The following is a 21,378-nucleotide window of genomic DNA, read 5'->3' on the forward strand; positions in this document are numbered from 1 at the left end:
AACAAGCGGTCGTTTTTCCTAAATTTTTTGCAATGCTCAAAATCCAACTATTGGTAAAACACAAAACCCCGATGTTTCCATCGGGGTTTGTTGAACTTGAAGTTCGGGGAAAGTTAAATCAAAAATTATTTGATTTCTACTTTCGCACCAGCTTCTTCTAATTCTTTCTTAAGTGCTTCAGCTTCACCTTTAGAGATGCCTTCTTTTAACGCTGCAGGTGCTGATTCAACTAAGTCTTTAGCTTCTTTTAAGCCTAAACCTGTTGCACCACGTACTGCTTTGATTACAGCAACTTTGTTTGCACCAGCTTCTGCTAAGATTACGTCGAATTCAGTTTTCTCTTCTGCTGCTGCCGCTGCTGGAGCTGCTGCTGCAACTGCTGCCGCTGCTGAAACGCCGAATTTTTCTTCCATCGCTGTGATTAATTCAACGATTTCTGATACTGATTTAGAAGCAATCGCTTCAATGATTTGTTCGTTAGTTAATGACATAACAATCGATTCCTAAAGTAAATAAAGTTAAACGAATAAAGAAGTACTGCTAAAATTAAGCAGCTGCTTCCATTTGGTCGCGTAATGCTGCAAGAGTGCGAACAAGTTTGCCTGCCGCAGCTTCTTTCATTGTGCCCATTAAACGTGCAATTGCTTCTTCGTAAGTCGGTAATGTTGCTAAGAATGCAACATCTTGTCTTTTACCTTCAAAGGCTGCACCTTTAAGTTCAAACTCTTTGTTTGTTTTCGCAAATTCAGTGAACAAACGTGCTGCTGCACCCGGGTGTTCATTTGAGAATGCGATAAGAGTTGGACCGGTAAACGTATCTGTTAAGCACTCGAATTCTGTGCCTTCCACTGCACGACGTAATAAAGTATTACGTACTACTTGCATTGTAACACCAGCTTCGCGAGCTGCTTTACGTAACTCAGTCATTTTTTCAACTGTTACACCGCGTGAATCCGCAACAACAGCTGAAAGTGCACCTTTGGCAGCTTCGTTTACTTCAGCAACAATCGCTTGTTTGTCTTGAAGATTTAATGCCATTGGTTTTAGCTCCTGATACACTCTACTCTTTCAAGTAGAATTTACAAAAAATCCCAAAAATATCACCGCTTGTTTTACAACAAGTTGCAATCTTCTGAGCCTAAGGTGTACAGAAGCAGAGAATTCTGTCTGTTCACCATCTATGTAGGATAATTAAGTTTTCACCCCTACAGTCTTAGACGGGGCTTAGATAGGCTAAGCACCATCAGCTTGCTCTCGCAAGTTAAGGTCGCAAATTATACAGATAATGTGCGACCCTGTAAAGTTTTAACTTCTAACGAGAAATTAAAGTGAAGCTTGATCAACCGCTACACCAGCACCCATAGTTGTAGAGATGCTTACTTTCTTGATGAAGATACCTTTCGCAGTAGTCGGTTTAGCTTTTACTAATGCCGCTAATAATGCGTTTAAGTTATCTTTTAATTGTTCAGCTGAGAAATCTGCTTTACCGATAGTGGTATGGATAATACCATTTTTGTCATTACGGTAACGGATCTGACCTGATTTTGCATTTTTAACTGCTTCAGCAACGTTTGGAGTAACAGTACCTACTTTCGGGTTTGGCATTAAGCCACGTGGACCTAATACTTGACCTAATTGACCTACAACACGCATTGCATCCGGTGAAGCGATAACAACATCAAAGTTCATTTCGCCTTTTTTGATTTGCTCTGCAAGATCTTCCATACCCACTAAATCAGCACCCGCTGCTTTCGCTGCTTCTGCGTTAGCACCTTGAGTGAACACCGCAACACGTGCCGTACGACCTGTACCGTGTGGTAAAACTGTTGCACCACGTACGTTTTGGTCTGATTTACGAGGATCGATACCTAAGTTTACTGCAACATCAACACTTTCAACGAATTTCGCTGTTGCGAATTTTTTTAACACTTCAACTGCTTCGTTGATGTCATAAGCTTTAGTAGAATCTACGCCAGCTTTAATTGCTTTCATTTTTTTAGTCAATTTAGCCATTGTATTATTCCTCTACGATTAAGCCCATTGAACGAGCTGTACCAGCGATTGATTTCATTTTGCTTTCGATAGTTGCACCTGTCATATCAGCTGCTTTAGTTTCAGCAATTTGACGGATTTGCTCTTGAGTTACTGTACCCACTTTATCTTTGTTCGGTTTACCAGAACCAGATTTGATACCTACCGCTTTTTTCAGTAATACTGCTGCCGGTGGAGTTTTGGTAACGAATGTGAAAGATTTATCTGCATATACAGTGATAACAACTGGAATTGGTAAACCTTTTTCTAAGCTCTCAGTACGAGCGTTGAATGCTTTACAGAATTCCATGATGTTAACACCTTGTTGACCTAATGCAGGACCAACTGGTGGTGATGGGTTAGCCATACCCGCTGCAACTTGCAGTTTAACGTAGGCTTGGACTTTTTTTGCCATTTTAATTTCCTTTATTGTGGGTGATAACGCTGAAATCAGCTCCCCTGTGGTTGTTTTACATAAAAATACGAGCCAAACGGCTCGTATGAGGGCAATATTATAATGAGTTAGCGATCGTTTTTCAAGCAAATTTTCTATTTTGCAAAAAATCAATGAAAATGAACCGCTTGTTATTTCACTTTATCCGTTTTAATACCTAGTGCATCTGCGGTTGCATCAAAAATGTGGGTATTGTCGATATATTTACTGCTCTCTTCAGCAACTTTATACACTCGTCCTAAATTCGGTTCTTTGCGAGCAATTTTATGGAAGAAATCTGCCCCAACACCGTTGGCATAAACCGGTACAAGTTCACGGGTATGGTTGTCTGTGTGCCAACGAACCAGTGGCAATGCTCCTGCCCCTTGATTGATAATTGGCGAGTAAGGATTAACATCAGAATCAGGACCTGCGAGTAAGCCGTTGCCGTGATCAGTAGTTACTATCACTAAGGTTTCGTCCCAAGAACTGTTTTTCTCTACCCATTCTACCACTGCTTCAACCGCAAGATTAAAATCAATTTGCTCTTCAATCAAACGCGGTAAATTATTGGCGTGAGCTGCCCAGTCAACCGCACCGCCTTCTACCATTAAAAAGAACCCGTTTGGATTTTGGCTGACTACATTTAACGCCCCCTTAGTCATTGTTGGTAAATCAGGTTGGTTATCAAGCAAGCCTCCGCCTGTTTGACCTTTACGACTAAACTGTATGGTAGAAGCAGTTTGAGTTGTGCCTAATACTTTTGATTTTGAGCCCAAATCAAGGCGTTTTTCTGCAAGAGCAATGAAATCATCTTTCTTTTCAATAAAGTGATAGTCTGTCTGCCCTGAAATTAATTTCTCCCAAGTTTCTTTACCGCCAACAAATCGGAAAGCCTTGTCATCTTTAGGCTCAACAGATTTTCCATTTTCATCAAAGTAAGGATTCCCTGCTCCCATCACAACTGTTGCCAAGCCTGAATCCACAATTTCTTTGGCGATTTCTGCATAATTATTGCGGCTTTGGTTATGGGCTAAGAAACCGGCTGGTGTTGCGTGACTCCATTGCACTGAGCTCACAACACCTAACGAGCGACCACTTTCTACCACATATTCGCCAATATGTTTTAACCGAATATCATCATTCGACCAATTAATTGCATTGTTGTAGGTTTTATAACCCGTAGCAAGTGCTGTTGCCGCAGCGGCACTATCGGTTGCATCGGCTCTGGCATAATCGTAGCCATTGAAATAGCCATCATAATTACCCAAACTGCCTTTAAATATATTGTTTGATTTTTGGTTTCCCCATAATTTTGCCGAATCAAATTTTATCGTACCTTCAGCGGTTTTTGTTGCTTGCTTTGAGGTATTTAATGAGTGGGTTGAAGCGAATACTTTTACCCCAAACTTATCATAGACTTCCTTGCCTAATGTACCGTGTCGATAATAACTGGCAGCATTCCAAGTTTGCATTCCTGCACCATCACTAATCAATAAAATCACATTTCTCGCTTTTGCAGAATCTTGTGTATTTTTGACCGCTTGCTGTGCATTAGCTGACGCCATAAAGCAGAACGCAGCAATAGCGGAAAAAGTTAATTGAGCTAGTTTTTTCATAAAGTCCTCTCATAGGCTGTGGTGTTACCGCCACAAATTCTATTCAATATTTATGACACTTTAATGACAACAAATGATAAAAAAATAAAACCCCGCATTTGCGAGGTTTTCAATCAATTTATCTAAATTAAGACTGTTTCTCAACTTGACCAAATTCAAGCTCAACCGGTGTTGCACGACCGAAAATCGATACAGAAACTTTCAAGCGACCTTTTTCGTAGTCCACTTCTTCAACCGTACCAGTAAAGTCTGCAAACGGTCCATCGGTAACGCGAATGCTCTCGCCCGGTTGGAACTCTTTTCTGTGGCGTGGTTTTTCTGCAGTTTCTTGAACACGGTTTAGAATGCGATCTGCTTCACGCTTGGTAATTGGTGCAGGACGATCCGCCGTACCGCCAATAAAGCCCATTACACGCGGAACACTTTTTACTAAGTGCCAGGTATCATCGTTCATTTCCATTTCTACTAACACATAGCCCGGAAAGAATTTACGTTCCGTTTTGCGGCGTTTCCCACCCACATTTTCCACTACTTCTTCGGTTGGCACTAATACTTCGCCAAACTGCTCTTCCATTTTATGAAGTTTGATGTATTCGCGTAATGTTACTGCCACACGGTTTTCAAAACCTGAAAATGCTTGTAATACGTACCAGCGTTTTGAGCTGCTCTCTTTTACTTCTACTTCACTCATTTTAGAACCTTAAATTTGTTAAAAATGTAATTAATGCCACAATAATTGAATCAATACCCCATAGCACTAACGCGACAACTACACACATCGCAAGTACGATTAACGTGGTTTGTGTTGCTTCAGAGCGAGTTGGCCAAATAATTTTGCGAAGCTCTGTACGAGAATCTTTTATAAAATGAATTGCTTTTTGACCTTGATTAGTAATAGCTGCAAGTGCTACTGCTCCAACCAATAAAACCACTAATAAAAGCACTCGAACAATTAATGAAAAGTGTGATGCAAAATAAGTATTTCCTACCGCTGCAACCACTAAAAGTGCAATAGATAACACCCATAATACGGTATTCACACCTTTACTTTTTGACCCTTTTTGTTCAACTTGTTCAAGGGACTTTGTTTTAATCTCAGTAGCCATATATAACCTAAAAATGAATAAAAAAATCGAACATTTATTTTTAAAGCGTCAAATTCTATCATTTTCTACAAAAGTTGCCACGATCTTTTATACATTTTTCGCTAAATTTCTTTTAAAAAGCGATCAGCTTACCACATAGCCTCCACTTACCTGTCTAATCACACCTAATAATTCCAACCCTAACAATTCCACCAAAAGGGCTTCTATCGGCATTTCTACTGCTTTTGCTAAATCATCAATAGAAATCGGGTCTAGGTTAATATGTTGATAAATTTGCTGCTGACAAGCGGTCAGATTTGGCAAATCTTTTGCAAAAAATTTCTCTTTTTCAACCGCTTGTAAAGGCTTACTTACTGATAGTGAAGGCTTATCAAATAAAGAGATTTGCTGTGGTTGGTATTGATGACTAATAGCTTCTAAAATATCTGCGACAGTTTCCACTAACAACGCCCCTTCTTTAATTAATTTATGGCAACCTTGAGCATACGGGTTTTGCACCGCATTCGGTAAGGCAAAAACTTCTCTCCCTTGCTCCAACGCATAGCGAGCAGTAATCAATGATCCGCTATTGATAGTTGCTTCAATTACCAACGTGCCGAGTGATAAACCACTGATAATCCGATTGCGGCGAGGAAAATTTTCTGCCATCGGTGGTTGATTGGGTGAAAACTCTGACACCAACGCACCACCTAAATCCACAATCTGCTCCGCTAATTTTTTATGCCGAGCAGGATAAACCTGATTTAAACCACTCCCCAAAACCGCAATGGTGATGCCTTGCTGTTCAACCACTTTTTTATGGGCAAAACCATCAATGCCAATTGCTAATCCGCTGGTTACGGCTAGATTATGTTGAGTGAGTTGTTCGGCAAATTGCCCTGCCCAATATTCACCGTAAGGGGAATAATCTCGACTGCCTACAATCGCAATTTGTGGTAACGAAAGGCTTTCTGCCATTCCTTTTATATAAAGAAGCGGCGGTGCGGTAGAAATTTGGCGTAAAAGAAATGGATAATCGTCATCAAACAACGTGATAATTCGTTGATTTTCTTGCTCCGCCCAAGTAAGGGATTGCTCAATCCAATTTTTATCCGGATTAAACCAACGTTGAATTTGCTTTTCGTTCCAGCCCATTTGTTTAAGCTGCACTTTGTCATAATCGCAAAATTGAGCAAAATCAACTTCATTCAATAATCGCCCAATTCGCTGTGCTCCAAACTGTGGAACTTGCAATAATCGTAATAAATTGTATTGATGTGCCATTTTTATTCCTCAACATTTCCCTAATAATAAGAAAAGGTTTAGAATAGCCAAACGAATTTTTTAAACTTTTCGAGAGAGATCACAAAAATGGCTGTATTAGAGGTTGTACTCTACCCTGATGAAGGGCTTGCAACAATGTGCGAACCTGTAGAACAGGTTGATGAAGAATTAAATCGTTTTATTGATGATATGTTTGAAACAATGTACGAACATGAAGGTATCGGCTTAGCGGCACCGCAGGTCGGCGTATTAAAACGTGTAATTACCATTGATATTGAAGGCGATAAAACCAACCAAGTGGTTCTCATCAACCCTGAAATATTAGAAAGTAGTGGCGAAACAGGTATTGAAGAGGGCTGCCTCTCCATTCCAGGACACCGTGCCCTAGTGCCACGCAAAGAAAAATTAAAAGTGAAAGCCTTAAACCGTAAAGGCGAGGAAATTATCTTTGAGGCAGACGACTTATTCGCCATTTGCATTCAACACGAAATCGACCACCTAAATGGTGTACTATTCGTGGATCATATTTCCGCTCTCAAACGCCAACGCATTAAAGAAAAAATGCAGAAGCTGAAAAAGCAGATTGCGAGAGCAAAATAAGTATCTACAAGCGGTTAAAAAAGCGTAAAAATTTGCAAATTCAATGCAATAAAACCATAATAAATAAAGTTGAACAGTTAAAAAGGATAGAAAAATGATTATCGTAACCGGTGGTGCCGGAATGATCGGCAGCAATATTATCAAAGCGTTAAATGAAATCGGTCGTAGAGATATTTTAGTGGTAGATAACCTGAAAAATGGCGAAAAATTTATCAATTTAGTGGATTTAGATATTGCCGACTACTGCGATAAAGAAGATTTTATTGCTTCTATTATTGCTGGTGATGATTTTGGCGAGATTGATGCGGTTTTCCATCAAGGTGCTTGCTCGGCAACCACCGAGTGGGATGGCAAATACTTAATGCAAAATAACTACGAATATTCAAAAGAGTTATTGCATTTCTGCCTGGATCGACAAATTCCGTTTTTCTATGCCTCAAGTGCTGCAACTTACGGTGGACGCTCTGATAATTTCATCGAAAAACGTGAATTTGAAAGTCCGTTAAATGCTTATGGTTATTCAAAATTCCTATTTGATGAGTATGTTCGTCGCATTTTGTCGGAAACTGAATCGCCTGTCTGTGGCTTCAAATATTTCAACGTTTACGGACCTCGCGAACAACACAAAGGCTCAATGGCAAGTGTAGCGTTTCACCTTAACAACCAAATGTTAAAAGGTGAAAACCCGAAATTATTTGAAGGTTCTGAGCAGTTTTTGCGTGATTTTGTTTATGTGGAAGATGTGGCAAAAGTAAATTTATGGGCGTGGCAAAATGGTGTATCAGGCATTTTCAACCTCGGCACAGGCAAAGCGGAATCTTTTGAAGAAGTAGCTAATGCAGTAATTAAATACCACGGCAGAGGCGAGATTGAAACAATCCCATTCCCGGATCACTTAAAATCCCGCTACCAAACATTCACCCAAGCGGATTTAACCAACCTCCGTTCAGCCGGCTATACAGGTAAATTTAAAACTGTGGCAGAAGGCACTGCGGAGTATATGGAGTGGTTGAACCTAAAGAGCTAATCTCAGATTACATAACACATAAGAATAAGCATCATAGATAAAATGTTCTAGTTTTGATTATTTTTCTTAATTTATAGAAGATCAAACCCGATCTGATAAGGCATAGTAGACAAAAGTGTTGGTTTTGATTATTTTTATTCATCATTACCAACTCTTTTTATTTAAAAAATCCTTTATAAACATAACCTTATGTTTTTTTGTTAATCCATTATGATTACTTAATTTCTGTTTAAGTTCCTTAAATAGACTTGCTATTCTATTGGTTGTCTTTTCTATATTGAGATGTGGATGTTTCTCAAACGAAAATAAATAATCTTGATAGCGTTTCAAGCTCGCATAAGCTCCCCTTACTTCTCTATGTTTATAAGGATAATAACCTTTTTCATTCGGATATTCTGATCGTTCATTTAAAAAATCCTGATGTTTTAAATACCATAAGTGTAATGTTTTATAAAATGTATTTTTCGTGCTTTTTGTTAGCGTTTTTACGATTATTTTTAATTCTTTTCCTGCAACCGATTTATGTTTTATTCTGAGCTTTCTCATCACAATCGCAATCATATGAAATTGACACATTTGAGTTGGTGTATCAAAAACATCTTTTAACAGTCTACGCCGACCATCACAAGTAACCGATTGAATTATATAGCCTTTCTCTCGTAGTCGATTTAAAGCAGTTTTGTAGTAAATATCTTTCTCGGTTTTAACGGTGTAATGTGCAATGACTTTTTTAATATTACTATCCATCAAAACTAAAATACCAAAATCACGATGAAAGAATGTCGTATCCATCACACTATTTAATTTTTTATTTTGGGGAAGGTTTAATTTATTTTTAGGGGATTTTTCAATATATCTTTGAATTGTTCTGACTGAACAATGATATTTATCGGCAAGTTGTTTGTAGGTTTGTTTTCCTGATGTGTAATCAATCCAAATGGATATTGGATCTAATTTTTTATTAAAGCTGAAAGTTTTATTACAAGAAGTGCATTTGTAACGTTGAGTGTTATTTTTCTTACCATGTTTATGTATAGTCGATTTTTGGCAGAAAGGACAATTTTTTGTTCATAATTCAACAAAGTGGGTTAAAGCCTTGTACTATAAGGTTTTAACCCACTTTTTACCAACACTTTTGTCTACTATGCCTCTGATAACTCACTCTAAAAAGAGAGAGTTTCCCATTTAGAATATGAGTTCCTAAAGTCAATCTAAACAAAAAGGAGGATCGTATGTTTTATCCTATTTGTTATCTTTTCTATATTTAGATGTTAATGTCTCTCAAAAGTAAATAATCTTGATAGTGTTCAAACTTGCATAAACTCCTCTTAATTATCAGTGTTTATAAGGATAATAGCTTCTTATCATTTGGATATTCTGAGCATTCATTAAAAAAATCTTTTACATACCATAAGTTTAATGATTTATAAAACGCATTCTTCATACTTTTATTTATTCACTAATATTTTTATATCCTCTTCTTTCTGCCGATTTATACTTCATTCTGAAGCTTTCTTATCGCAATCATATTAAAATGACACATTTGTGTCAGGTATTCCAAAAAGCCCATTTAACAACCTATAATACATTTCATAACTAATTGCATTACACAACCTTTTTCTCGTAGTCGATTTAAAGTTATTTTTTAGTAAATATCTTTTTCTGTTTTAACTGTGTAATGAGCAATAGCTTTTTGATATTGCTATCCATCAAACTTAAAATACAAAAACCAAAATGATAAAATATGATATCCATCAAAATATTTCATTTTTTATTTTTAGGAAGATTTAATTTATTCTTAGAAGTGTTTCAATATATCGTTGAATTATTCTAACTAAATAATGATATTTATACAGTAGGTTATGTGTAAGCTTGTTTTTCGCAAGTGTAGCCAATTCAAATAGATATTGGATCTAATTTTTTTATTAAATTTTTATTATAGGAAGGGCATTTGTAACGTTGAGTTTTATTTTTCTTAACATGCTTATATATGGTCGATTTGGGGCAGAAAAGAACATTTTTTTGTTTATAATTCAAAAAATCGGATTAAAACTTTCTATTATAAAGCTTTAATCCACTTTTTACCAACACTTTTTTCTATTATACCTAAAAATAATGCCTCTTAAAAAGAGGCACTATTATTTTTTACTTAGTGCTTCTATTAAGCACTAATTTTTTACCTTCAAACTCTATCTCAATTACTTTGGGAGCAATTACTTTTTCATGTGAAATAGCAATTACGTTTCCGAATTGAGCTATTTTTTCAAATTTTCCATTTAATTTAAACTGGGCTGTATCCGTGTCTTTATTAAACAATAAGAACGTACCGATTCGCGTAACTTTTACGCTTTCTAAGCTATCGAATTCTTTTTTAGTTAGCTTATACTTCGGTTCTTTTTTCTTTTTGTATTTTGCTATCACCTTTTTGTCGGTTGCCCGATTGATGATCTCATTCAATGCTTTCGCCTCAGGTGATTCCGATTGAACTTGACCATCAATTATGGCTTTTTTTCTTCATTTACCTCTGGAGCCGAATTTTCTTTCACTTCATTATCTAAAATGACTTCTATTTGATTACCTTCTGGAGGCTGAACGACAGGAGTCTCGGTATTTGTCTCTTCTTCAAAGATTGCTTCGCTAATAAATTGATCCTGCTTTAATTTCAGCTGTGACTGTTTATTTACTGCACTTATAAACACGGTCGAGCCCACTTTTTCAAACTGGATAACCACATCTGGCACTTGTTTTTGGAGATCTTCAATTAGATTTTTAACTGTAATTGGTGTGCTATTATTAAATTTAACCTTCTTATTTGGGTCAATTTTATAACTTAAATAGCCAATATTTAAACGATTTGACGCCAATTGGAGTAAATCGCCGACTTCCCCCTCATAGGCTAATTTTAATTTAGCCTGTTCATAACGTTTAAATACTGCAGATTCATCAATATTTGCGACTGCCGATGTAAGTATTCCAAAAGATAAAAACGCACAAATTAGCGGTTTATGTAAAAATTTCATTACTACCTCAATATTTCATAAATAAAGTAAGCCTGCCTCATTTGCAGGCTTACAAGCGGTTAAAATTACTCAATTTTTGCAAATTACTTAAATTTAAAGCCAACGGAAGCACCACCGCCCACTTCACCTTGATTATTCGCTGAACCAAGTAGTTTTAAATGTATTTTACCATTATCAGATACTTTAGAATAACCCACAGCAAGTGCAGTTGAGCCGTTATAAGTACCTGTCCCAACAGAGAGCATATTATCACCTGCCAATGATGCATTCACTAAACTCGCAGCGGCATATGCACCTGCCACACCACCACTTAAACGTTTTTCCGCTTTTTGTAGTTTGCTCTCAACACCTGCAATACCACGATTTAATTGACCAACTGTTGCTGCATCATTATCTGCAACCCCATCGGCAACATTCGTAATACGGCGAGATAAGCCCACTTGTGAATTACCCACGGAAAATTCATTATCGCTCAATGCTACAGAGCCTGAACCCATAGCAACACTATTTGCCCCTAACGCAGCACTATTTCCACCAATAGCTACACTTTCATTGCCTTTTGCCGAAGCTGCATTTCCTGTGCTATTTACTGAAGCATAACGGTTATTTTGTGAAACTGCTTTAATAGCGGTTTTAACATTCTTGGTTTTCTTCGCATCACCTTGCTCGTAATATTCAAATTCTGCATCTAACAAACCATTTGATGTTACAACTGCACCTAAAATTTGAGCAACACCATAAAGCTGCTGACCTGTTACTGCTTCACTACTTGTATCACTAATTAATCCGTTCGACACATTGTTTATCTTACGTTTCAAACCAGTTACTTCATTACCGACAGAAACCTCATTTTCTGCCGTTGCTAACGAGCCTTGCCCTAATGCCACAGAACCACTAGCCAACGCTGCTGCATTTTGTCCTAATACCGTTGCGTTCTCTTTCGTTGCCACTGCCTCATTTCCCAACACTGTCGAGGCTGAGCCTAAGGCTTGAGTATTAATTCCTAACGCCATTGCCCTTTGCTCAGCTGAAACTGCATTATTTCCTAAAGCAATTGAATCTTTGCCTAACGCTTGAGCATTAGCACCTGTTGCAGTCGCATTTTCTTCTTTAGCTACAGCGTTTGCACCCTGTGCCGTTGAATTTTTGCCTAACGCTTGAGCATTAGCACCTGTTGCAGTCGCATTTTCTTCTTTAGCTACAGCGTTTGCACCCTGTGCCGTTGAATTTTTGCCTAACGCTTGAGCACTAGCACCTGTTGCAGTCGCATTTTCTTCTTTAGCTACAGCGTTTGCACCCTGTGCCGTTGAATTTTTGCCTAACGCTTGAGCATTAGCACCTGTTGCAGTCGCATTTTCTTCTTTAGCTACAGCGTTTGCACCCTGTGCCGTTGAATTTTTGCCTAACGCTTGAGCATTAGCACCTGTTGCTGTTGCATTTTCTTCGGCTGCGACTGCATTTGCACCCTGTGCCGTTGAATTTTTGCCTAACGCTTGAGCATTAGCACCTGTTGCTGTTGAATTTTCTTCGGCTGCGACTGCATTTGCACCCTGGACCGTAGAGTTCTTACCTAAGGCTTGAGCATTCGCACCTGTTGCTGTTGCATTTTCTTCGGCTGCGACTGCGTTTGCACCCTGTGCCGTTGAATTTTTGCCTAACGCTTGAGCATTAGCACCTGTTGCAGTCGCATTTTCTTCTTTAGCTACAGCGTTTGCACCCTGTGCCGTTGAGTTTTTACCCAATGCTTTAACGTTAGCACCTTCTGCTGTAGCGTTTTCTCCTACTGCAACGGCATTTGTACCTTGTGCTGTTGAATCTTTACCTAATGCTTGAGCATTATTTCCTTGTGCGATGGCATTCTCGCCAATTGCTAGAGCATTAACACCATCCGCAATTGCATTTTTGCCTGAAGCAAAGGCATTGGCTCCTTCTGCTATTGAATTTTCGCCAATATTCGCTATTGATGAATTAGCTAAATTTTTGTTTAACTGTTCTAATTCGGTTTGTTTGCCTACTAGCTCTTGGCGTTGTAATACTAGTTCACCTTGACGCTGATTTAACAGTTGTTCTTGCTCTCGCTTGCGATCTGCTAGGGTTTCATCATCTGGAGACAAACCTAAACTAGCAATTTGGTCGATAAGCTGGTTAATCTCGTTCTGTGTACTATTTACCTTATTTTGAGCCTCTGTCACCGCTCTCTTTAATTCTTCCGATTTTGTTTTGGTTGCCACAATAATCGGATCAGTAGAGTCATAAGTTCTAATGCGTTTATCTACATGATTATAAAACTCTTGTATTCGTGGTAAATATTCAGCAAATTCTCTTTCAATAACTTCTTTGTTGATAGTTAATTTATCAACAATCCATTGCGAGAAATTACGCTTATCACCTACCCCTTCCACAATAGTGTTTCTATCCTCTAATAATTGAGCATTCAGTTCATCAATACGTTGATTATTTTGCTCTCCTAATGGCTTCGACTGTTCTCTTTTCAATTCTTCAAGCCCTGTAATATACTGATTTATAGCTTCACTATAAGCTTTTACTTTATCCCAGTTCTCCTTATACCCTACCAAATCAAAAAACCATTCATCCCTCTCAAAATCAATTGCACCATACGTATCATTAACACTCTTAATATAACGATTAAGACTAATTACATCATCCTCTGAAAAAGCATTATTTTTAGAAAAAGCCTTTAATATTTGGATTACATTTGAAACATATGCCCCACCATCTAGATTCAATAAATAATTCAATTCACTATGCTTTAGTCTCGAGTAATGATTTTCTTTTAAAGGCGGTAAAAACAAACTAGGTAAATTAAATTTTTCATGAATACTTATACGCGTCACCGGATACATATCATTAATCATAACATTTACTAAACTATTTTCTTTTAATGAAGAAAAAGAGAAATATAAATCTAATAATAGAGAGTCTCCACCTCTGTGAGTAAAAGAACTGTAGGAATGACTATACTGATCAGGGTTAAGACTATTAAAAAAATCACCAATTACACTAACTGCGTCATATTGTTTGTTCGAATCAAATTGACGTGTAAGAATTTCTCTATCTATACGAGATAAATCTGTAATATAAAATGCGTGATGCTGAGTGCCAATACTAGGGTCATATGGTTCCATAGGTTCACTAGGGAATATTGGCTCAGAAACATAATCTGGATTACGATCATATTCTTCCTTTTGTTTGTAATATTCCTTCAGATCTTCCCTATATTGTCTCAAGGCCTCTTCGTAATCATCCATCATTTTTATGTATGCTGCGTATTTTTTACTATGAGTATTAATGTATTGAAAAGTCTCACCCAATTGTTCTCTTAAATACTGTTCGGCAATACCTGCGCTATTATTACGATTAATATATCCATCAATTAACGCCCGATATTGCTGCTCAGTATATTGCCCTGCTAAATCCGTAAATTCATTTTCAATTTTATTCTTTAACACGGTTGTTAAAGTTTCTCTACCGTTAGCTTGATTAAGCTGAGACCAATCTAATGTTCTTAATACTTTATCAAAATCTGAGTATAAACTATCACCACGACTATCTTTTGATACACGGTTATAGGCATCATTCGCTTGGGTTAATTGGTTTTGCTGATCACTTAAATTATTTTCAATAGTTTCTCTTTGTTTTTGTAGGGTGGCCTGCTGCTCAAGTAAACGAGCAACAGCAATTTGACGTTGATTAATATCAGTGATACGGCGTTCAATACCATCAATTAAGCTTTGAATAGAGTAAAGTTGAGCATCAATATTGCTAATTTCTTTCTGTTTTTCACCAATTTGACGTTCAATATCTGCAACCGCTTCACGGCGTTTGGCAAACTGCTCTCGATTCATTCCTTCACCTGTTGCAATAGCATTATGTCCTATAGCAACACCATTAGTTGAAGTAGTATAACTACCTTGCCCAATAGCCGTAGAATTTGTGCCTAAAGCCTGCCCGTTACCGGCAGAATAGCTGTTAGCATACGCTGAGCTTGAAATCAGAAGAGTAAGAAGAAGAGAAGCCACACTGTGCGGAGAACAGTTGAACGTATAAGATTTCATATACAATTTTCCTAAATCTATTATAATATAAAGAATAACTAAGTTAATTTTAATAAATTTGTATTCAATCAGCATTATAAATTTAATTAATTTACATTTTAATTGTCTCAACTATGAAAAAATAAAAAAACAACCTCTCTAGAGTAAAAATTTGTCAATTTTCTACTCTAGAGAGGTTGTTTGTGTACCATTTATAATAATTAAAAGCAGGTCAACTTAAATCTTAATACAAAGATATTTTATTTCTAAAAATTCATCTAGCCCATATTTCGAACCTTCTCGTCCGATGCCGGACTCTTTGACCCCACCGAATGGGGCAATTTCGTTGCTGATCAGTCCTTCATTTATGCCAACAATACCGTATTCTAACTGTTCAGACACTCGCCAAATTCGTGAAAGATTTTCACTAAAGAGATACGACGCTAAACCAAACTCGGTATCATTTGCCCACTGAACAACCTCTTCTTCTGTCTTAAATTTAAAGATTGGAGCAAGTGGAGCAAAGGTTTCCTCTCGAGCAACTTTCATTTCTTGAGTTACATTTTTCAGGATAGTTGGCTGGAAAAAAGTACCTCCAAGCTCGTAGCGTTTACCGCCTATTACTAACTCCGCACCGAGAGAAAGAGCATTTTCAATATGATCTTCCACTTTTTCAAGAGCTCGTTTGCTAATCAGTGCCCCCATTGTAACATTTGGATCGGTTGGAGCTCCGAGTTTAATTTGCTCGACTTTTTGTTGGAATTTTGCAAGAAATTGCTCATAAATACCCGCTTGCACATAAATACGGTTAGCACAAACACAGGTTTGTCCTGCATTACGGAATTTTGAGGCAAATACGCCTTCAACAGCTTTATCTAAATCTGCATCGTCAAACACGATTGCTGGAGCATTGCCCCCCAATTCTAGGGCTAATTTTTTAACGGTACTTGCCGATTGCTCCATTAAAATCTTACCCACACGGGTTGAACCCGTAAAGGTTACTTTTCTCACACTTGAATTAGTGGTTAACTCCTTACCAATCTCTTCCGATTTCTCAGCAGTAACAATGTTAAACACACCCGCTGGAATTCCTGCCTGCTCGGCTAATTTTGCTAAAGCGATAGCAGAAAGTGGCGTTTCTGCTGCGGGTTTAAAGACTATTGCACAGCCCGCTGCTAGTGCCGGAGCGGCTTTTCGGGTAATCATTGCATTTGGAAAATTCCAAGGAGTAATTGCAGCTACTACACCGATAGGTTGTTTGATGACCATTAAGCGATGATCAGTCCTATCTTGCGGTAATACATCACCATAAATTCGTTTACATTCTTCCGCATAAAACTCAACAAAACTTGCTCCGTAGGTAATTTCAGTACGGCTTTCAGTGATTGGCTTGCCTTGTTCCAAACTCAAAATTTGAGCCAGTTCTTCTTTGTTTTGAATAATCAGATCAAACCATTTGCGTAAAATCGTTGATTTTTCTTTTGGTAATAGTGCCTGCCATTTTTTCTGTGCGATAACCGCTTTTTCAATCGCTAAGCGAGCATCTTCTACATCTAAATCTGCAACCTTGCCGATTAATTCGCCAGTAGTTGGATTGGTAACATCAAAGGTTCTCTTACCTTCGACAAACTCCCCATTGATATAGGCTCTAAAGTCCAGTAAAGAAAAGTTGTTATTTGACATAATCACCCCTATTAAATGATTAAAAATAGAACGGAACGTCTATAATCTACTCCAATTAAAGAGAAAATTACAATAGTTATATAAAAAAACAAGCGGTCGATTTTCTTATCTATATTGCAAGATTATGAAGAAAATCGACCGCTTGTAAGAGTTAAATTAGAGCAACCAGCTACCAATCAACGCACAAGCAAAACCGGTTAAACCAATTGAGGTTTCTAGCATTGTCCAGGTTTTGAGGGTGGTTTTTTCGTCCATTTCAAGGAAGCGACTCATCAGCCAGAAGCCTGAATCGTTTACGTGAGAAAGAACGGTTGCACCTGAAGCGATTGAAATCACGATAAAGCAAAGATCAAACTGGCTTAAATCTGTTGCAGCTGCCACCATTGGAGCAATTAATGCCGCCGTTGTCGTTAAAGCAACAGTTGCAGAACCTTGTGCCACACGGAACACTGTTGCAATAATAAAGGCTGCAACAACAATCGGCATTCCGGTATCTGCCATCATTTCAGATAATACATCGCCAATGCCACTTGCACGCAACACGCCACCAAACATACCTCCAGCACCTGTTACTAGCACGATAGAACAAATTGGACCAAGTGCGTTATTACAAATTTTCTCAATTTGATCGAAGCTACGGTTATCACGCAGCAACATAATCGCCACAATTAAGGTAATTAATAATGCTACAGGTGTTTTTCCAATTAAACGTAGGCTTTGCACCCAAAGTTCGTTACCGTCCACGACTTTTGCAACGGAAAGTGTGTTCAAGCCTGTATCAAACAAAATTAAGATAATTGGCAGTAATAGTACCGTCAGCACTTTACCGAAGCTCGGTGGATTTTGTACTGCCATTTCATTTGCAGATAAGCCGTTCAAAAATGCTTTTGGCAAATCAACGTGAATACGTTTGCTGATAAATTGGCTGAACATATAAGTACCAATGTACCAAGTTGGAATTGCACAAACTAAACCCACTAATACCAATAGCCCCATATTTACACCAAGTAGATCGCCCGAAGCAACCGGACCTGGGTGAGGAGGAAGGAATGCGTGCATTACCGCAAATGCCCCTGCAGACGGGAAGGCATAACGTAGCACTGAACCACCGAACTGCTTCGCGACGCTAAAAATAATCGGCAACATTACGACTAAACCTGCATCAAAGAAAATCGGGAAACCGAATAGCAATGAGGCTACACCCAATGCAAATGGTGCTTTCTCTTTACCGAATTTATTGATAAGCGTGTCTGCTAATACTTTTGCACCACCCGTGATTTCAAGCAAGCGACCAATCATTGCTCCCAATCCCACCAACAATGCAACAGAAGCAAGCGTACCGCCAAAGCCATTCAGTAACGTTGGCAAGATTTTATCAACAGGAATACCTGCAGCTAATGCCGTGAGTAAACTCACAATAATCAAGGCTACAAAGGCGTGAACCTTAAATTTAATAATTAAGACCAGCAATAATAAAATTGCGGCAAACATAATGAAAAGTAACATACTATTTTCTCCACAACAAATTGTTATCGGTAACATAACGATAAAAACCAAACTTGTAAATAAGTCGTTATTTTTTATTTTAAATTTGTGATCTACTTCAAATTTTGCATAAATAGCAGATGATTTTTCGTTTTAAACTGCTAAATTAAACCCAAATAGAAGTTACCGATAACATAGGAGCAGACAAATGTCTCAAGGAAAAGCATTTATCTTAATGGGGGTTTCCAGTACAGGGAAAACCTCTGTCGGCACGGCTGTTGCACAGAAATTAGGGTTAAAATTGATTGATGGGGATGATCTTCACCCTCGTGCGAACATAGTGAAAATGGCAAGTGGTACACCGCTAAATGATGATGACCGCCATCCTTGGTTAGAGAGAATTAACGATGCGGCATTCAGTCTTGAACAGAAGAGTGAGAAAGGAATTATTGTCTGCTCAGCACTCAAGAAAAAATATCGTGATCAAATCCGTGAAGGCAATGCTGATGTAAAATTTTTATTCCTGCACGGCTCATTTGAGTTGGTATTAGAGCGAATGAAGCAACGTAAAGGGCATTTTATGAAACCTGAAATGCTGCAAAGCCAGTTTAACACCCTCGAAATTCCACAAGCTGACGAGCCTGATGTGATCTTTATTGATATTGACGGCAGTTTTGAGGAGGTAGTGGAGAGATGTGTAGAGGCTGTAAAACCCTTGATTTAAGATACAAGCGGTCTAAATTACAAAAAAATTTGCACAAACGCTTGCTACACACTTTCTCCCAAATGGATCTGATACCCTAAATTGATAATCGGGCTTTGTTGCGGTATGCCGTGAATGCGGTCTAACAGTTCCTGTGCTGCCACTCTGCCCATTTGCAGACGAGGGGTAATCACGCTCGCAAGTTGCGGAGTGAGGGATTGCCCAACATCGTGTCCGTGAAAACCGGCAATTTTAATCTGCTCAGGCACTGCAATGCCTAAACGTTGGCATTCAAATAATGCTCCAATAGCTAAGTCGTCATTGGTGCAGAACACACCATCTAGTTGTGGTTGTAGTGCGAGAGCTTGACGGAGTTGTTCTGCTCCAAGCGTAAAAGAGGAATGTTCTTCTGTCGTGATATTCAATGGTGTCAAACCGTGTTTTTGCATCGCCTGCTCGTAGCCCTGCATTTTAAGCTGAGAGCGTTTATCCATTCTCGCCCCGAAATAGGCAATGTGGCGGCTGCCTCGATTGATCATCGTTTCCACCATCGCTTGTGCTGCAGAAATATTGTCAAATCCGACCGCTTGTTGAATACCGCCTTCACATTCCATTATCTCAATCACAGGAATTCGAGCCACTTCCAGCATTTTTAGCGTACGGGCAGAGTGGTGATTTTCCGAGAGAATAATGCCATCAATATTATAGGAAAGCAGTGACTCAATCCGCTTCTCTTCCTTTTCTTCGCTATAACCGTAGTGAGCAAGCATTGTCTGGTAACCAGCTTGGTCGGTAATTTGTTCAATGCCTTTAATTACATCCGCAAAAACTTGGTTCGTGAGTGAAGGAACAAGCACACCAATTGCTCTACTTTTGGCATTGGAGAGAATATCTGGGGCACGATTCGGAATATAACCAAACTGCTCTATCGCTTGTGCAATGCGTTCTCCGGTCTCTTTCGCTACCGTATTCGGATCACGCAAAAAACGGCTAACAGTCATTTTGGTAATACCAAGATGGGAGGCAATGTCTTGCAAAGTAGGACGTTTATGTTTGGTCATTTAGAATATGTTGAGGGATAAATCAAATGTGGCTCATTATATGCAAAATTTTGCACAAAAACGACCGCTTGTAGCTACTCTTCCCGAAACTCTTTTGGGGTTTTGCCAAATTCTTTTTTAAATACCGCATAGAAATACTGTAGGGAAGGATATCCGCACACATTAGCAATCTCTTGGGTAGAAATATCGGTAAATTTGAGCATATATTTTGCTCGAGCCAGCTTTTCCTCGTGGATAACTTGATGAATAGTTTTATTCATTTCCTCTTTAAAACGCTGCTCAAGGTTAGAGCGAGAAATTTTCAGATGATCCAACACTTGCTCAACCTTGATCCCCTGACAAGCTCGATGGCGAATAAAGTGCATAGCCTGAATCACTAGCGGATCTTGTAAAGAACGGTAGTCGGTCGAACGCCGCTCTTCCACATTCATCGGTGGAATTAAAATTGGTTTCGTGGAAACAGGCAAATCATTCAATTTGCGATAAAGTAATTTTGCAGCGTGGTAACCAATTTGCGTTGTGCCCTGTGTAACGGAAGAGAGGGAAACACGAGAGAGATATTGGATCAGCTCTTCATTATCAATGCCAATAACACAAAGCTGGTCAGGTACCGCAATTTTGAGATGTTCGCAGGTTTGAAGTAAATGTCTGGCTCGAGCATCGGTTACGGCAATAATGCCTGTATGCAGCGGTAATTTCTGTAGCCAGTCGCCTAATTTTTCTTGTAACTCAAACCAATTATCAGAGTGGGCTTGCTCTCCCATATAACAAATTGGCTGATGTTCATATTTTTCCATCAACTGAATAAAGGCATTTTGGCGTTCTATCGCCCAATGCTTTTCCGTTTCCGCAGGGTAACCGTAAAAGGCAAACTGATTAATCCCTTTTTGCTTTAAGTGCAAAAAAGCGGCTTCCACCAAGGCATAGTTATCGGTTGCGACATAAGGCACTTTGGGGTAAAAGTCAGGATTTTGATAAGAGCCCCCCACCCCTACAATCGGTACATCAATACCTTTTAGTAGTTCAACGGTTTCAGGATCGTCAAAATCAGCAATAATACCGTCAATTGAGAGGCTTTCTATCGTGTTTTTGTGATAAACAAAATCATCTTCTACAAAAATATCCCACGAACATTGCGATGCTTGAATAAACTGCCCGATGCCTTGCATAACTCCACGATCATAAACTTTGTTAGCATTAAAAAGTAGGGCAACTTTATGGTATTTCTCTATCATTTAGCCTCCAAGTGTCGGTTTAGGGCTAACTATAAAAGAAAATGATTGCTTAATCAA

At 38.5% G+C, this 21,378-nt stretch carries 18 protein-coding genes and 1 pseudogene; 3 read left to right on the forward strand and 16 right to left on the reverse strand.

Features of this window, described 5'->3' with window-relative positions:
• Positions 1–125: 125 nt before the first annotated feature.
• From rplL to dprA, 8 genes are all read right to left on the reverse strand, one after another.
• The gene (gene rplL, locus ICJ55_RS01425) at positions 126–491 is read right to left on the reverse strand and encodes a 50S ribosomal protein L7/L12 (protein ID WP_005621166.1); all 366 of its coding nucleotides are present in this window, start codon (positions 489–491) and stop codon (positions 126–128) included.
• 55 nt (positions 492–546) lie between these two features.
• Positions 547–1,038: a 50S ribosomal protein L10 gene (gene rplJ, locus ICJ55_RS01430; RefSeq protein WP_025235143.1), complete on the reverse strand. Its 492-nt coding sequence runs from the start codon at positions 1,036–1,038 to the stop codon at positions 547–549.
• A 285-nt stretch (positions 1,039–1,323) separates the two neighbouring features.
• Complete coding sequence (gene rplA / locus ICJ55_RS01435) at positions 1,324–2,013, reverse strand: 50S ribosomal protein L1 (RefSeq protein WP_188157021.1); 690 nt, start codon at positions 2,011–2,013, stop codon at positions 1,324–1,326.
• A gap of 4 nt (positions 2,014–2,017) precedes the next feature.
• Entirely contained in the window at positions 2,018–2,446 is a 429-nt protein-coding gene (rplK, locus tag ICJ55_RS01440) for a 50S ribosomal protein L11 (protein WP_188157022.1), read from the reverse strand.
• Between the two features lie 170 nt (positions 2,447–2,616).
• Entirely contained in the window at positions 2,617–4,083 is a 1,467-nt protein-coding gene (locus tag ICJ55_RS01445) for an alkaline phosphatase (RefSeq protein WP_188157023.1), read from the reverse strand.
• A 127-nt stretch (positions 4,084–4,210) separates the two neighbouring features.
• Positions 4,211–4,774, reverse strand: coding sequence for a transcription termination/antitermination protein NusG (nusG, locus tag ICJ55_RS01450; protein ID WP_188157024.1), 564 nt, complete (start codon positions 4,772–4,774; stop codon positions 4,211–4,213).
• 1 nt (position 4,775) lies between these two features.
• Entirely contained in the window at positions 4,776–5,189 is a 414-nt protein-coding gene (secE, locus tag ICJ55_RS01455) for a preprotein translocase subunit SecE (protein ID WP_188157025.1), read from the reverse strand.
• 123 nt (positions 5,190–5,312) lie between these two features.
• Positions 5,313–6,452, reverse strand: a complete 1,140-nt coding sequence (gene dprA, locus ICJ55_RS01460) for a DNA-processing protein DprA (protein ID WP_188157026.1) — start codon at positions 6,450–6,452, stop codon at positions 5,313–5,315.
• 87 nt (positions 6,453–6,539) lie between these two features.
• On the opposite strand from dprA, the gene def reads away from it, so the two are divergent.
• Both def and rfaD read left to right on the forward strand, forming a co-directional pair.
• Positions 6,540–7,052 carry a peptide deformylase gene (gene def / locus ICJ55_RS01465; protein WP_188157027.1) on the forward strand — a complete coding sequence of 171 codons (513 nt, stop codon included), beginning with the start codon at positions 6,540–6,542 and terminating at the stop codon, positions 7,050–7,052.
• A gap of 94 nt (positions 7,053–7,146) precedes the next feature.
• Positions 7,147–8,079: an ADP-glyceromanno-heptose 6-epimerase gene (rfaD, locus tag ICJ55_RS01470; protein ID WP_188157028.1), complete on the forward strand. Its 933-nt coding sequence runs from the start codon at positions 7,147–7,149 to the stop codon at positions 8,077–8,079.
• A 144-nt stretch (positions 8,080–8,223) separates the two neighbouring features.
• Here rfaD and ICJ55_RS01475 read toward each other — a convergent pair.
• The 6 genes and pseudogenes from ICJ55_RS01475 to ICJ55_RS01500 all read right to left on the reverse strand — a co-directional run.
• A pseudogene (locus tag ICJ55_RS01475) lies at positions 8,224–9,129 on the reverse strand (IS256 family transposase, variant Zn-binding type); the annotation flags it as partial.
• A 1,095-nt stretch (positions 9,130–10,224) separates the two neighbouring features.
• Positions 10,225–10,536, reverse strand: a complete 312-nt coding sequence (locus tag ICJ55_RS01480) for a hypothetical protein (protein WP_188157029.1) — start codon at positions 10,534–10,536, stop codon at positions 10,225–10,227.
• 41 nt (positions 10,537–10,577) lie between these two features.
• Complete coding sequence (locus tag ICJ55_RS01485; protein WP_188157030.1) at positions 10,578–11,099, reverse strand: hypothetical protein; 522 nt, start codon at positions 11,097–11,099, stop codon at positions 10,578–10,580.
• 83 nt (positions 11,100–11,182) lie between these two features.
• Entirely contained in the window at positions 11,183–15,175 is a 3,993-nt protein-coding gene (locus ICJ55_RS01490; protein WP_188157031.1) for a YadA family autotransporter adhesin, read from the reverse strand.
• Between the two features lie 216 nt (positions 15,176–15,391).
• The gene (locus ICJ55_RS01495) at positions 15,392–16,837 is read right to left on the reverse strand and encodes an NAD-dependent succinate-semialdehyde dehydrogenase (RefSeq protein ID WP_188157032.1); all 1,446 of its coding nucleotides are present in this window, start codon (positions 16,835–16,837) and stop codon (positions 15,392–15,394) included.
• Positions 16,838–16,993: 156 nt separating this feature from the next.
• Positions 16,994–18,343 carry a GntP family permease gene (locus ICJ55_RS01500; protein WP_188157033.1) on the reverse strand — a complete coding sequence of 450 codons (1,350 nt, stop codon included), beginning with the start codon at positions 18,341–18,343 and terminating at the stop codon, positions 16,994–16,996.
• A gap of 187 nt (positions 18,344–18,530) precedes the next feature.
• Between ICJ55_RS01500 and ICJ55_RS01505 the strand changes: the two genes are divergently transcribed.
• Complete coding sequence (locus tag ICJ55_RS01505) at positions 18,531–19,046, forward strand: gluconokinase (protein WP_188157034.1); 516 nt, start codon at positions 18,531–18,533, stop codon at positions 19,044–19,046.
• 44 nt (positions 19,047–19,090) lie between these two features.
• Here the strand turns inward: ICJ55_RS01505 and gntR are convergent, their stop codons facing one another.
• Positions 19,091–20,086: a gluconate operon transcriptional repressor GntR gene (gene gntR, locus ICJ55_RS01510; RefSeq protein ID WP_188157035.1), complete on the reverse strand. Its 996-nt coding sequence runs from the start codon at positions 20,084–20,086 to the stop codon at positions 19,091–19,093.
• 74 nt (positions 20,087–20,160) lie between these two features.
• The gene (locus ICJ55_RS01515; protein ID WP_188157036.1) at positions 20,161–21,321 is read right to left on the reverse strand and encodes a XylR family transcriptional regulator; all 1,161 of its coding nucleotides are present in this window, start codon (positions 21,319–21,321) and stop codon (positions 20,161–20,163) included.
• Between the last annotated feature and the right edge of the window lie 57 nt (positions 21,322–21,378).

Source organism: Mannheimia bovis, assembly GCF_014541205.1.
Lineage (GTDB): Bacteria > Pseudomonadota > Gammaproteobacteria > Enterobacterales > Pasteurellaceae > Mannheimia > Mannheimia bovis.